The organism is Paenibacillus harenae, assembly GCF_030812415.1.
Classification (GTDB): Bacteria; Bacillota; Bacilli; order Paenibacillales; family Paenibacillaceae; genus Pristimantibacillus; species Pristimantibacillus harenae_A.
In genome coordinates, this window is record NZ_JAUSST010000001.1 from 167,392 (window position 1) to 180,372 (window position 12,981).

The 12,981-nt window shown below is 51.3% G+C and carries 13 protein-coding genes; 2 read left to right on the forward strand and 11 right to left on the reverse strand.

What is annotated here, in order from left to right; translation table 11 throughout:
* Nucleotides 1-51: 51 nt before the first annotated feature.
* Nucleotides 52-1,029 carry an alpha-ketoacid dehydrogenase subunit beta gene (locus tag J2T14_RS00745; protein ID WP_307466805.1) on the reverse strand — a complete coding sequence of 326 codons (978 nt, stop codon included), beginning with the start codon at nucleotides 1,027-1,029 and terminating at the stop codon, nucleotides 52-54.
* Nucleotides 1,030-1,049: 20 nt separating this feature from the next.
* Nucleotides 1,050-2,117, reverse strand: coding sequence for a pyruvate dehydrogenase (acetyl-transferring) E1 component subunit alpha (gene pdhA, locus J2T14_RS00750; RefSeq protein ID WP_307201259.1), 1,068 nt, complete (start codon nucleotides 2,115-2,117; stop codon nucleotides 1,050-1,052).
* A 347-nt stretch (nucleotides 2,118-2,464) separates the two neighbouring features.
* Here pdhA and J2T14_RS00755 point away from each other — a divergent pair, with 347 nt between their 5' ends.
* The gene (locus J2T14_RS00755; RefSeq protein ID WP_307466807.1) at nucleotides 2,465-3,202 is read left to right on the forward strand and encodes an alpha/beta hydrolase; all 738 of its coding nucleotides are present in this window, start codon (nucleotides 2,465-2,467) and stop codon (nucleotides 3,200-3,202) included.
* A 63-nt stretch (nucleotides 3,203-3,265) separates the two neighbouring features.
* Here the strand turns inward: J2T14_RS00755 and J2T14_RS00760 are convergent, their stop codons facing one another.
* Nucleotides 3,266-3,754 carry a low molecular weight protein-tyrosine-phosphatase gene (locus tag J2T14_RS00760; RefSeq protein WP_307466809.1) on the reverse strand — a complete coding sequence of 163 codons (489 nt, stop codon included), beginning with the start codon at nucleotides 3,752-3,754 and terminating at the stop codon, nucleotides 3,266-3,268.
* Nucleotides 3,751-4,383, reverse strand: coding sequence for a trimeric intracellular cation channel family protein (locus J2T14_RS00765; protein WP_307202312.1), 633 nt, complete (start codon nucleotides 4,381-4,383; stop codon nucleotides 3,751-3,753). Before J2T14_RS00765 ends, J2T14_RS00760 begins: the two co-directional genes overlap by 4 nt.
* A gap of 232 nt (nucleotides 4,384-4,615) precedes the next feature.
* Here J2T14_RS00765 and J2T14_RS00770 point away from each other — a divergent pair, with 232 nt between their 5' ends.
* A complete protein-coding gene (locus tag J2T14_RS00770) occupies nucleotides 4,616-5,254 on the forward strand; it encodes a thiamine diphosphokinase (protein ID WP_307201264.1) in 639 nt (212 codons plus the stop codon).
* A 56-nt stretch (nucleotides 5,255-5,310) separates the two neighbouring features.
* Here the strand turns inward: J2T14_RS00770 and J2T14_RS00775 are convergent, their stop codons facing one another.
* The 7 genes from J2T14_RS00775 to J2T14_RS00805 form a co-directional block, all read right to left on the reverse strand.
* Nucleotides 5,311-7,281 (reverse strand): endonuclease MutS2, encoded by a 1,971-nt coding sequence (locus J2T14_RS00775; RefSeq protein WP_307466812.1) that lies wholly within the window; start codon nucleotides 7,279-7,281, stop codon nucleotides 5,311-5,313.
* 502 nt (nucleotides 7,282-7,783) lie between these two features.
* Complete coding sequence (locus J2T14_RS00780; RefSeq protein WP_307466815.1) at nucleotides 7,784-8,560, reverse strand: MBL fold metallo-hydrolase; 777 nt, start codon at nucleotides 8,558-8,560, stop codon at nucleotides 7,784-7,786.
* Nucleotides 8,557-9,231, reverse strand: a complete 675-nt coding sequence (locus tag J2T14_RS00785) for a GNAT family N-acetyltransferase (protein ID WP_307466817.1) — start codon at nucleotides 9,229-9,231, stop codon at nucleotides 8,557-8,559. Before J2T14_RS00785 ends, J2T14_RS00780 begins: the two co-directional genes overlap by 4 nt.
* A gap of 17 nt (nucleotides 9,232-9,248) precedes the next feature.
* Nucleotides 9,249-9,911: a GNAT family N-acetyltransferase gene (locus J2T14_RS00790; RefSeq protein ID WP_307466821.1), complete on the reverse strand. Its 663-nt coding sequence runs from the start codon at nucleotides 9,909-9,911 to the stop codon at nucleotides 9,249-9,251.
* Between the two features lie 30 nt (nucleotides 9,912-9,941).
* Complete coding sequence (locus tag J2T14_RS00795) at nucleotides 9,942-10,802, reverse strand: carbon-nitrogen hydrolase family protein (protein ID WP_307466824.1); 861 nt, start codon at nucleotides 10,800-10,802, stop codon at nucleotides 9,942-9,944.
* Between the two features lie 66 nt (nucleotides 10,803-10,868).
* Nucleotides 10,869-12,224: a sensor histidine kinase gene (locus tag J2T14_RS00800; protein WP_307201276.1), complete on the reverse strand. Its 1,356-nt coding sequence runs from the start codon at nucleotides 12,222-12,224 to the stop codon at nucleotides 10,869-10,871.
* Entirely contained in the window at nucleotides 12,221-12,919 is a 699-nt protein-coding gene (locus J2T14_RS00805; RefSeq protein ID WP_307201278.1) for a response regulator transcription factor, read from the reverse strand. The genes J2T14_RS00800 and J2T14_RS00805 overlap by 4 nt, the downstream gene beginning before the upstream one ends.
* Nucleotides 12,920-12,981: the final 62 nt, after the last annotated feature.

The following is a 12,981-nucleotide window of genomic DNA, read 5'->3' on the forward strand; positions in this document are numbered from 1 at the left end:
TCAAACTTGCTTCGCTTACTATTCCGAGTTCATCCTAGAGGGATGATTGTATTAAAAGTTCAGCACTTTCTGAACGGCCGCTACGACGCGTCCCGTTGTAGGAAGCCAAGCGTCTTCTACTTGCGCGAACGGATATACCGTATCCGGTCCGGCAACCCGAAGCACTGGCGCTTCCAGGTGCAAAATCGCTTTTTCGTTGATTTGCGCAATAATCTCCGCCGCAGCGCCGGAAGTCTTCTGCGCTTCTTGCACGACGATTGCACGGTTCGTCTTCTGTATCGATGCAACGATCGTATCGATATCAAGCGGAAGCAGCGTGCGAAGGTCGATAACTTCTGCCTTTACGCCAGACTTCTCAAGCTCTTCAGCTGCCTTAGCAGCGGTATGAACCATCATGCCGTAAGCAATGATCGTTACGTCGCTGCCTTCGCGGACAACATTCGCTTTGCCGATCTCGATTGTATATTCGCCCTCAGGAACCTCTTGTTTGAATGCACGGTATAAATTCAAGTGCTCCATGAAGAATACCGGATCGTTGTCGCGGATCGCGGAAATCATAAGTCCCTTCGCATCATAGGGGTTCGAAGGAATAATAACTTTGATGCCTGGCGTTTGAATGGCGAGCCCTTCAAGGGAATCGGTATGCAGCTCAGCCGCTTTAACGCCGCCGCCGAATGGCGTACGGAACACGATCGGCGAGTTGTAACGGCCGCCTGAACGGTAACGCATACGAGCCGCTTGGATGAACATTTGATCAAGCGCTTCAAAGATGAAGCCAACGAATTGAATCTCGGCAATCGGACGGAAGCCCTGCAGACCCATCCCTACTGCCATACCTGCGATTGCGGATTCCGCGAGCGGCGTATCGAATACGCGATCTTCTCCGAATTCTCCCTGCAATCCTTCCGTTACGCGGAATACACCGCCGACATTACCAACGTCCTCGCCAAAGATGACAACGTTCGAATCACGTTTAAGTTCTGTGCGCATCGCGTCGCGAATCGCTTCCAACATATTCATTTGAGCCATGGTCGTCTGATCCTCCTCTTCTATTGAAAATCGGCTTTTTGCTCTTCAAGATGCTGCGGCGTCGTTTCGAACATCGTATCGATGAGGCCTGAAACGGTCATCTTCTCGACGGCTTCCGCTTTCTTGATATGCTCGTTAACCGTTGCTTTCGCTTCTTCTTTCACTCGAGCCGTATCTTCATCGGTCCAAAGACCTTTTTTCTCCAAATATTTGCCGAAGCGAACGAGAGGATCTTTCAGTGCCCATTCCGCTTCTTCTTCCTTCGTACGGTATTTCGTCGCGTCATCGGACATCGAGTGCGGACGGAAACGGTACGTAAGCATTTCGATGAGCGTTGCGCCTTCGCCGTTGCGTCCGCGTTCAGCCGCCTCTTTCACTGCTTTAATAACGGCAAGCACGTCCATGCCGTCTACTTGTACGCCCTTGATGCCGGCGGCAACCGCTTTGTGGGCAACCGACAAGGCAGCCGTTTGCTTAGCGAAAGGAGTCGTAATCGCATAACCGTTGTTTTGAACGACATAAATCGCAGGAAGCTTGAAAATACCCGCGAAGTTAAGGCCTTCGTAGAAGTCGCCTTCCGACGAACCGCCGTCGCCCGTATACGTAATCGCTACGCGCTTCTCGTTCTTTTTCTTAAACGCCATTGCAACGCCGGTTGCGTGCAATACTTGAGCTCCGATAATGATTTGCGGCATAAGAACGTGCACGTCTTGCGGAATTTGTCCGCCGTGCTGATGTCCGCGGGAATATAGGAAAGCTTGGTACAATGGCAAGCCATGCCATACCAATTGCGGCATATCGCGGTAGCCCGGGCAAATAAAGTCGTCTTTATTAAGCGCGTACTCGCTGCCGATCATCGAAGCTTCTTGTCCGGATACCGGAGCATAGAAACCGATCCGGCCTTGGCGGCCAAGGTTAACGGCGCGCTCATCCCACGCACGGGTGAATACCATGCGGTACATAACTTCTTTAAGCTGCTCATCCGTCAAGTCAGGAAGCAAGCTTTCGTCAATAACTTCTCCTTCGAGTGACAGCACGGATAGCGGCGTTACCGGTTCCGTTTGAACTTCGTATGGCAATTTGCTCATTTTGAACGCTCACCTCAATTGAAATATTTGAAAATCGTTTACCTCTGTTATAGAATTATTATAAACCTGTTTAACGAAAATGGTCAAAGCAAAAAACAAAAAAACCGTTGTTTTTTCGCTAATTATCATCATTCTGTTAAGGAATTGTATATGCTACAGATTATTAATTTGACTGTAACAGAATAATACAACAGAACGGGAATAGACGATTCACCTATGTTTACCTTACTATTGTTTACCCACAACGGCTGCATTCCATTCAAACGGCCAACGACGGTTGCCGCCCGTACAGGACGGATCGCCCAACAATAGATTGCTAGACGAACCCTAAGGAGGCCATTAGTACGATGACTGATGAACGTTATTTGAAGAGAACGATTGTGAAAGAAACGGTAGCAAGCAGGTATTTGCCCGAGCAAGGGCGCAATCTGCGCATCTTCCTCCCCCCCGGTTACAACGAGCTGCTTAGCTACCCCGTCGTCTATTGCCAGGACGGCGAAGATTTTTTCAACTTCGGGCGCATTGCGACAACGTCTACCCAGCTCATCCTCGACGAAGGTCTTGAGCCGTTCATTATTGTAGGCGTCGATGTAGACAAGAAGCAGCGCACCGCGGAGTACTCGCCGGACGGCGAACGCTTTTCAGCTTATACGGCTTTCTTCGCGGAAGAGCTAGTTCCATTCATCGAAGAGAGGTTCGCCGCAAGACGGGATCCGGCATCCCGCATCCTGGCTGGAGATTCGCTTGGAGGAACGGTGTCGCTCCATCTTGCGCTTAACTACCCTCACCTGTTCACCAAAGTTATCTCGTTATCCGGTGCATTTTACGCTTATTCCCAAAGCTTAATCGCCAATGAGACCGATCTTAGCTGGTTGTCCATCTATATGATCGTCGGCTTGCAGGAGACCGCCTATGAGACGGATCGCGGCGTATATGATTTTGTTGCGCTGAACCGCAATGCGAAAGCGCTGCTGGAATCGAAACAAGCAACCTTTTCTTACGAAGAGAAAGACGGCAAGCATCAATGGGGCTTTTGGCAGAAGGAAGTCGGTCAGGCGCTCTGTTATTTTATCGAGGTAGAATAAGCTCGCAAACATAGGAAAATGCTCGCTGTCATTTACGACAGCGAGCATTTATTCGAGTTTCATCTATAGAGAGAGATCGGACTTGATCTTAAGCAGCAATTGGCGGCAGCCCGCCTCCACTAACTCATAAACGTAGTCGAAGTTGCCGCTGTAATAAGGATCGGGTACATCGGCGATGCCGAGTTCCGGCAGCAGCTCCATGAATGTGAATATTTGTTTGCGGGCATCGCCTCTCATCCCTGAGCGCTCCAGCAAATCTCTAACATCCCGAATATTGTTATTGTCCATGCAGACGATATAATCAAACTGCTCAAAGTCGTTGTCGTTCACGAGGCGCGCTCTCATGCCCTCATACGAGATATGATGATCGTCCAACTGCTTCCTCGTCCCCTCATGCGGCGGATGACCGACATGCCAATCGCCGGTTCCCGCTGAATCGACGTCAATCACGCTATCGAACCCGGCTTCCTTCACATGATGCCTCATGACCGCTTCGGCCATTGGAGACCTGCAAATGTTGCCTAAACATACAAACAGGACTTGCGCTTTCATGAAAAACCTCCTTTCTCCATTACACCCGTCTTAAGCGAACGGCGCGGCAGCTTCCATTTGAAAAAAACGGACAGCATCCGGAACGAAATAATAATGACGAATAATAACAATAGTTCAAAAGTCGACTTAAACCAGCCCAGCCCGATCGCAAGCCCTGCGAGCATCGCCCATACCGCATAGATTTCATCCTTGAGCACGAGAGGTTTGCGTCCCGCAAGGACGTCCCGAATAATCCCTCCGCCGATACCCGTTAACATGGCCGCGACAAGCACTGCGCTAAGAGGGTGCTTCATCTGCGTAGCATATAATGCGCCTTGTATCGCAAAGGCCGACAAGCCGATCGCATCGAAGAAAGCCTCGCTCTTCCGCCAATGCTGAATCCACTTCACCGGCAGCAGGAAAGCGATCGTCATCGCTATGATCGCGATCTTAAGCAATGAGCCTTGATTCCATATTGCCGTAACCGGCATGCCAATCAGCAAATTGCGGACGACCCCTCCACCGAAGGCCGTCACCAATCCAAGTACGAATACGCCTAAGATGTCGTATTCCTCCTCCATTGCGACAATCGCGCCGCTGACTGCGAACGCAATCGTGCCAATGATGCTGAATATGCCGAAAATATCCATATCCACCGCTATACGCCTCGCTTCCCGTTCATTGCACCGAATGATGATCGGTAGTTTCCTTCCCCATTTTAGCTGTGCCTCAACGCTTGTGCAACGACAAATTTCGCCTTTTATCCGACTTATCGGTATAAGGCGTACAATTTTCAGTCGATTTTGCGCAGCATATAGCGATATACTAGGAAACGGACCTATAATGTACGTATTCAAGCATAAAAAGGAAAGGAAGAGCGGGATGACCCATCGGATCATCATTTTTACAGGCGGCAAGCTCGGAGAATGGGCGCTTGAGCATATTGCCGAAGGCGATTTATTGATCGGCGCGGATAGCGGAGCAAAGTTTCTCGTTCAACAAGGTTTTCGTCCGGATATAGCCATCGGCGACTTCGACTCCGTCAGCGATGCGGATTTAATTTTAATCAGAGAGCAAAGCTTGCAGACGATTGCATGCGACCCGATCGATAAAGATTTTACCGATACCGAAATGGCGTTCAGGCTCGCGCTCGATTTGAAGCCGCAAGAAATCGTAATGCTTGGCGCACTCGGAACCAGATTCGACCATTCGCTGGCGAATGTGCATTTGCTGTCCCTTGCCGAGGAGATTGGCATTCATGCATCGATTATCGATCAGCACAACATGATCTTCCTCGCATCGGCGGTTACAACGATTCATAAAAGAAACTTCCCGAACGTATCGCTATTGCCGTTAACGATGGAAGTCGCCGGCATTACGCTGCGCGGATTTCAATATCCGCTGGAGGAAGCGAAACTCACGATCGGCATGTCGCTAGGGATCAGCAATGTGCTTCTGGAGGAAACCGGCGTTCTCTCATTCAGCGAGGGTAAGCTGCTCATCATCCAGAGTCGCGATTAATAAGGCATTGGGGGAGAATAGCTCCCCCATCCTTTAGTAATGCCCCTCTCATCCCGCTACTTATTATCCTCTGCCGGAGTAATAATCGTAAGACCCTCCACGTGCTTACGGTTCATCTGATGCCTTGCTTTCCGATTTTCTTTCGTATCGAACACAATGTCCATATCGTATTGATCACCCGGATACAGCTTCTCCTTCGCGATATAGAGCCTTAACCGCTTATGATTGAAAGCAAGCTTCTTCCCTTGCACCTGAACGATAACTTCTCCCCTCTCGTCAGCGGGACGGAAGACGACGCCCGCCCGTTTAAGCGGATAAATCCATACTGCGTCTCCTTGTTGAAAAGCTTGTGCTGCAGGTTTGTCTGATGCTATTTCAGGCGGCTTCCCTTTCTCTTGGGCTGCATTCGGCTTAGATATAGCAGTGTTATTGTTTGTATCCCTCTGAAGCGTCTCTCGAAGCCCCGGAATAAAGTCATCTCTTCGTTCTTGACGGGCAGTTCCCTTCGAAGCTAACAGCACCTCGGCCCGTTTCATCACTTTCTCCGGCAGTCCGAACCGTCTGGCAATTGCAAAGGCATGGCTTTCGCCCGACTCTCCGATTTCAAGGCGGTACAACGGCTGCAGCGTTTCGGAGTCGAAGGCCATTTTGCCGTTCTGGCAGCCAGGCGTGACCGATGCGAAAGATTTGATCTCGTTAAAATGCGTCGTGGCTGCAGCCAGCGCTCCGCTGGCTAGCAGTTCCTCGAGTACAGCGATAGACAGCGCGATCCCTTCTGTCGGATCCGTGCCTGCGGCGAGCTCATCGAGCAGCAATAACGATCGAGGCGCGGCGCATTTGAGCATCTCGCCGAGCACGGTAATATGGGAAGAGAACGTGCTGAGCGACTGCTCCAGACTTTGACCGTCGCCGACATCGGCAACGACATGACGGAAAATGCCAATCTCGCTTCCTTCATCCGCTGGGACGAGCAGCCCGGATTGGATCATGAGGACGAACAGCCCGATCGTCTTCAACGTTACCGTTTTGCCGCCGGTGTTAGGTCCGGTAATAATAAGCTGCTTCCAGCCGAAGCCGAGCTCCGCGCCTAGAGGCACGGAGCTCGCGCCGAGTAACGGGTGACGTGCGTCAATGAGTCGTATAACAGGTTTATCCGACAACTTGATCCGCTTGCCTGCAATCGATCTCGACTGCTTCGCCCTTGCCGTAATAAAGTCGAAGGAGGCCATGGCCTCGACATTGCGTTTAAGCTCATAAGCGTATGCCTCCGCCTGTTCCGATAGCGCGGACAACACGATCGTCCGCTCTCGATCCTCCTCTGCCTTCCACTGTCCCAATTCCTGCTGCAGATCGGATACGTCATTCGGCTCAACGAACAGCGTCTGGCCGCTTGACGATTCATCCCACACCGTACCGGGCACTTGCTTTCTTAATTCGCGTTTAACCGGTATGACGTACCGATCCCGTCGCCTGCTCACGATCGGTTCCTGCAAGGCCGACTTGTATTTGCTAAGCGTCTGCTCCAGCTTGCGCTGGATCTTGTCTTCCGCCGCATAAATATGTCTGCGAATATAAGCCAGATCAGGACTGGCCTGATCGGTCAGCAGTCCGTAGCGGATACAGCGGGCAAGCTCCTCTCTGAGCTCCGGACAATCGAACATCGAATCCGCGTAGGCGGCTATCGTCGGGGCGATATGCCTCTTGCTGTTCATATATTTCTTCATCTGGGCGACCGATGTGAGCCATACGGCCAATTGATCTAGCTCGGCCTCATTATAGATGCGCCCCTTGCCCAGCAATGCCATGAAAGGCTCTATCCCTTCCATTGCCGAAAGCGGAATGCTTGCGCCGCTTGCAAGAAGGTCGCTTGCCTCGGCCGTCTCCTGCAGCCATGCTTCGACTCGGCGCTGCTCGGTGCTCGGCTGCATGCGCTCGGCTAGCGCTTTGCCTGCGGCAGATACCGTATAACCGATCACTTGCTCCTTAATTTTGTCGTACTCCAACCGTTTCAATGTTGCTTCATTCATTGTTTATAAGCCTCCTTTTGGTTATAAAAAAAGACAGGAACAGAACGCGGGCGCGTTCCATTCCTGTCATCATTAATCGACTTAGCCCATATGCAGACGAATCAGTCATTCACCGTAGGCTAAACAACGCTACGATTGCTTATTCGAATAGATCTGCATAAAAAAACCGTGCTGCTAGAGCACGGTGATGGGCCGCTGTCGAATGCATTCAGGCGGAAATCCTCATGTTCTTAACTCATGGCGGCAGATGACGAAATAGAGCCCTGCGCATACAGCTGAGCTGACATGCGAAACAAGACTTGTCGTGCATCTGACCTTATCCAATTTAGGAGTTAAGAACACCGGTAATCATTAAAATTTCCCCTTTTCCATAAACATCGCCATTTCATGCGATGAAAACGTGAATAGCCTAAAGGCATGTTATACAATAACTTTACATAAAAACAAGCTCCTCTGTCAAGGGGCACGTAACGATCTGCCTCTACACTGACAAGGCGGTGCCTCAGACTTCAAGCTCTAAGCCCGTGTAAGCGAATGAAACACCGTCAGGCAGCGGATACGAATGACGCAGATCGATATCATGAGACATATGGGTGAAGTAGGTTGTCCGCGGCTTCCACTTCTGAATGAGAGCAAGCGCCTCCGTCACATCGTATACGGATCTTGTGTCATAGGCAAATGGCTCTTCATAGAAGCTTGTACCAAAGATAAGCATATCAAGGCCATAGAGAGGCTCTTGCTCATGTTCGGACAAGCCGATCGAATCCGAACAATACGCCCAGGCAACGCCTGACTCCTTATGATCGAAGCGGAATGCGTAGGAATAGCCGTTCTTCCCGTGATTGACACGCCAGGAACGGACATGCCAGTTGCCGATTGTGATCGGTGCATCGAAAGGACGGAACTCAATATGGCCAGGCAGCCAAGGAAAGCGAGCCAAAATTTCCGCGGTAACTTCCGTTGGCGAATAAGCGATCCCCTTCTTCCCGAGCCAACGGCATGCATCCGCCCATTCGACGAGGCCGCCGATATGGTCAAAGTGCGCGTGCGTTATAAGTATCGCATCGACATTGCGCGTTAATGCCGCTTCCATTTGCTTCGCCCAATCAGGCCCGCAATCGATAAAGATCTTGCCTGCAATCTCGTCCACGATCTGCAAGGAAGAACGGTAACGCTTATTCACTAGCGTCGTCCTCGCTTCTTCGCAAACCGGACACTCGCAATAGACGCGGGGAACGCCCATCGCGTCGCCCGTACCTCTGAATATCAGCTTCGTCATAGCGGCAGAAGTTCCACCTTATCCGCTTCGCGAAGCTTGGCCATCATATCCAGCCATTCCTGCGGCTTATTGGGGAGCGCTGCATAGTAACCTTCAAGAAACTGCGCGACAAGAGCTGCATCGATTGCATCGAGCGACTCGTCTTGCGGCAGGAAGCATAGATCAAGCTCCGATACGGCTTTGCCCTCATGATCCCATGAAGGATGCACATACGGGAAGTTCATGCGCATATATCCGATATGCGACAGCACTTCGCGTCTTACGATCGGATTCATTGGCGATATGCCGCCGAATTCATGCGCGCCTGCGCGGTACGGGTCGTATACCTCGGCGAACATGCCGATCGACGTTGTGCCGGATTGCTCGGCAAGCCGCTGCAGATCCGCTTCGCGTTTGCGATACAAGAAACGTCCGATGCCCATTGAAGGACGACCGATAATCGTGAAATCGGTCATCGCTACACGAAGCTTCGGGTAATAACGATATTCGGTTGAGCCGACAACGTCTTCCCCGTGCAGCGCCGCGTACACGTGTATAGAAGGATCTTCGAGCGGCTCGCGCCATAGTTCGTATTCAAGCACTTCTTCCGGCGGGAATATCGTCCGCAGCAGTTCGTGCAGCTTTTTAAAATAACGATCCTCAATGGATGTAATGCGGTGATAGATAAGCATAATGACAGCATCTCTCCTTAAATATGAAATGGATTGCGCCACTCCATTATGGCAGCGCAGTTATGAGACTGTTCGTCCTCCAAGTAGCGATGAGCGACGCCTACCGGCATTCTCCCGCAGCGAAGCAGGAACGAAATAACCGGATCGTTCCATTCGCCCCGAATAACCCGCTCCAGATATTGCTCAGGCGTTGCTTCATGAGCTTTGGCGGCAAATCCCGGCATTCTTCCTCCGCCAAGCAGCCTCGCTAGTCCAAGCTCTACTACCGTCTCATACATCGATTGCATGAGCCATTTGCCGATACCCGACTTGCGATACTCGGGGATCACGCATAGATCGACAACATAGAGCGTATCTCCGTTCGGATTGTGATTGCGTATGTATCCGTCATCTGTAATCGTTGCCCAATCGTGGATATGACCGTAGCTGTCCATATGGACAATGAGTCCCGTCATGGATGCGATTATTCGTCCATCGGCTTCGGCACATAGAGCTCCGCCTGGAAACCTGTCGACATGCTCGGCAAGCTGCTCCTTGTTCCAGAGAAGCTCCTCGGGAAAGGGTGGAGGGAAGCTTAGCCGCTGTACACCGATAAGCGACTCAAAGTCCTCATGACCGTAATTGCGAATCGTTGTCCGATTCGGCTTGCCTTCCGTAAAGATGTACAATTGCTTATTCAATCCATCGCCTCCCCATTATCCCGTCAGCGATTATTTCCAATCGGGATACAAATCGGTGCGCCGATCGCGCCAAGTCGTGACAGAACCGGCAGCCCTTACATCCTCCAGCAAAGACAGGTCAAGGTCGGCAACGATGAGCATATCGTCGTTGATCACGCCCTCAGACAGGATGCCCGCCGGCGGGAACGGGATATCGTTAGGCGCGATAACAACCGCTTGTCCATAATTGGCGCGCATGAAGTCTACTCTGCGAAGCGATCCGACAGTGCCGGCTGCCACGATATACACTTGATTCTCAACCGCCCGCGCATGGCAACAGTAACGAACGCGATAGAAGCCATGCCTGTCGTCCGTACAGGACGGACAGAAGATGACGTCCGCGCCCTTGGCACGCGCCATCCGCACGATCTCGGGAAACTCGATGTCATAACAAGTAAGCATTGCGATCGTACCGAATTTCGTTTCGAACACTTCAAGTCCGTCGCCCGGGGACATGCCCCATTCGCTGACTTCCGTTGGCGTCAAATGAATCTTGTGCTGCACATCGACTTTCCCGTCCGGATGGAACAAATGCGCCGCATTGCGAAGCTTGCCTTCGGCCGCTTCCACAACATGCGTTCCTCCGATTATATACACTTCGTATTCTGCCGCCAGCATGCGAAACAGCCCTATGTAGGAATCGGTATAGGAAGGCAGCTGACCGATCGGCTGCGGCTTGCCGTCCGCGCCCGGAATAGACAACAATTGCGTTGTCATAAATTCGGGGAATAAAATGAACTCCGCCCCGTATTCCGATGCATTGCGAACATAATGGGTCACCTGCTCCGCGAATTGTTCAAAGCTAAGAATATCCTCTAATCGATATTGAACGGCAGCCGTACGGAATTTCATGTTACTTCCACCTCTCCCCGCATTCCCTTGCATATAACGAAATGCCCTAATGATAATAGGCTGCATCTATCTACGCTGTTTGAATTGAATCGTAATCGTCGTTCCGAGATCGGGCAAGCTGAACACGTCAACCTTGCCTTCATGCAAATCGACGATCCGCTTGGCAATGGATAAACCAAGTCCTACGCCGCCCGTCGTGCGGCTTCTTGCTCCGTCTACGCGGTAGAATCGCTCGAACAGATGCGGAATTTCGTTTTCCGGAATGCCGATTCCTTTATCTTTCACTTCGATCTTTACGATATGCTTGACAAGGGTGACTGAAACTTCGATCGGATCCTTCGAATATTTGATCGCATTATCCAGTAAAATAACGAGCAATTGTCTGATCTTATCCTTATCCCCGACCATGCGGACAACCTTGGACAATGCCTTAACCCGGATCGGCCGCTGGAACGTCGTCTGCAGCATCGTCGCGAGCTCGTCCACCACCTGGACGACGTCGAAGTTTTCCTGCTTCAGCCAGTCTTCTTGCTCGGCCTCGGCGAGCATCAGCATCGACTTCGTCAACGTTTGGAGACGGTTCGCCTCCTTGTCGATCGCTTCGATCGCTTCGTTGCGCACGTTCTCGTCATCGCGGCCCCACCGCTTCAGCATCCCCGCATAGCTGCTAATGACCGTCAGCGGCGTCTTCAATTCATGAGAAGCGTCGGCCACGAACTGCTTCTGTCGGGCGAACGTACGATCGAGCCGTTCAATCATCTGATTAAATGCCCTGACGAGCTGCAGGAGCTCCGCGGATTCCTCCCGATTGCTTAGCTCGATCTTCCTTAGCTTCCCGCTCCGGTCGATTTCCCGCATCGTATTGACCATCTGCTGAATCGGCGCCGTTAATCGGGACGTAAACCAGTACGTACCGAAGATCGCGAATAGAATCGCACCGCCGCTCGTTACGCTGAGCGCAGCGACGAGCACCTGCAAATAATTGTCGAGCTCGTCCAATATGCGGTTAACCTCAAGCATCGCAATGACGCGATCGCCGTCGTACAGCGGTACGCGCATGAACAGAATGCGCTCGCCGCCCTTCGTAATCATGCCCGTATGCGTATACATCTCGAAGGCGGCCGGAAGTTCCAGAAGCACTTGATCGGATCCGGTTATATTGACGACCCGGTTATTCGGCAAAATAATGCGGATCATTTCATTGACATTATAATATTCATTGAGAAGGTCGGCCGAATTAAGTCCCCTGCCGCTCTGTATTCGCGGATTTTCCAGCATCAGATTGACCTTGTTGGCGATCACTTCTTCTTCGCTTTCGGTCGTAATCTTAATGACATAGAAATAGACGAATATATTAAACAGAATCAGAATGAAAATTAACCAAAAAATCGTAAACAGCGTGAATCGTTTGCGCAGCGTCATGCATCGGGCTCCTTAACCATATAACCGACGCCGCGAACCGTATGGATCAGCTTGTGGCGATACCCTTTATCAAGTTTTTGCCGCAAATAACGGATATAGACGTCAACGAGGTTCGTTTCGCCGATAAAATCATAGCCCCATACTTCGGACAAAATATCTTCGCGCGATTTCTCTTCGTTCTTATTCTCCACCAAATAAACGAGCAGCTCGAATTCGCGAGGCGTGAGCTCGATCACGATGTCCTTCCGGAACACTTTGCGCGTACGGAGCTCAATCGTAAGATCGCCGACTTTAATCATGTCAGAGCCTTCCGCTTCCTTCGGATACTGTTGGAAGATGCGCAAAATATTGCGCACGCGGGCAAGCAGCTCTTCCATGGCAAAAGGTTTCGTTATATAATCGTTAGCTCCATGCTCGAAGCCGCTTACCTTGTCCGGCACGGTATCGCGAGCGGTCAGCAAAATAATCGGCACCGGATTTCCGGCCTGTCTGACAAGCCTGAGCACCTCGATCCCGCTCATTTCGGGCAGCATCACATCAAGAAGAACCAGCTCCCATTCACCCGAAGACGCCATCTCATAGCCTGTACGCCCATCGGCCGCCGTTCCTACAGTGTAACCCTCGTGCTCCAGCTCTAGCTGCAAAATACGGGCAATGCCCGCTTCGTCTTCAACGACAAGAATACGCTCTTTCATATTGTAGTTCACCTGCTTCCAGTGGTCGTTTTCATAATCGTTCGTCTATAATACATAGCCGT

Excerpts from the sequence above, each read along its gene's own strand:
- J2T14_RS00765 (WP_307202312.1), bottom strand. The coding sequence starts at position 4,383 with ATGGATATTTTCGGCATATTCAGCATCATTGGCACGATTGCGTTCGCA.
- J2T14_RS00795 (WP_307466824.1), bottom strand. The coding sequence starts at position 10,802 with ATGAAATTCCGTACGGCTGCCGTTCAATATCGATTAGAGGATATTCTT.
- J2T14_RS00785 (WP_307466817.1), bottom strand. The coding sequence starts at position 9,231 with ATGCTTATCTATCACCGCATTACATCCATTGAGGATCGTTATTTTAAA.
- J2T14_RS00780 (WP_307466815.1), bottom strand. The coding sequence starts at position 8,560 with ATGACGAAGCTGATATTCAGAGGTACGGGCGACGCGATGGGCGTTCCC.
- J2T14_RS00775 (WP_307466812.1), bottom strand. The coding sequence starts at position 7,281 with ATGAATGAAGCAACATTGAAACGGTTGGAGTACGACAAAATTAAGGAG.
- J2T14_RS00755 (WP_307466807.1), top strand. The coding sequence starts at position 2,465 with ATGACTGATGAACGTTATTTGAAGAGAACGATTGTGAAAGAAACGGTA.
- pdhA (WP_307201259.1), bottom strand. The coding sequence starts at position 2,117 with ATGAGCAAATTGCCATACGAAGTTCAAACGGAACCGGTAACGCCGCTA.
- J2T14_RS00800 (WP_307201276.1), bottom strand. The coding sequence starts at position 12,224 with ATGACGCTGCGCAAACGATTCACGCTGTTTACGATTTTTTGGTTAATT.
- J2T14_RS00760 (WP_307466809.1), bottom strand. The coding sequence starts at position 3,754 with ATGAAAGCGCAAGTCCTGTTTGTATGTTTAGGCAACATTTGCAGGTCT.
- J2T14_RS00805 (WP_307201278.1), bottom strand. The coding sequence starts at position 12,919 with ATGAAAGAGCGTATTCTTGTCGTTGAAGACGAAGCGGGCATTGCCCGT.
- J2T14_RS00745 (WP_307466805.1), bottom strand. The coding sequence starts at position 1,029 with ATGGCTCAAATGAATATGTTGGAAGCGATTCGCGACGCGATGCGCACA.
- J2T14_RS00770 (WP_307201264.1), top strand. The coding sequence starts at position 4,616 with ATGACCCATCGGATCATCATTTTTACAGGCGGCAAGCTCGGAGAATGG.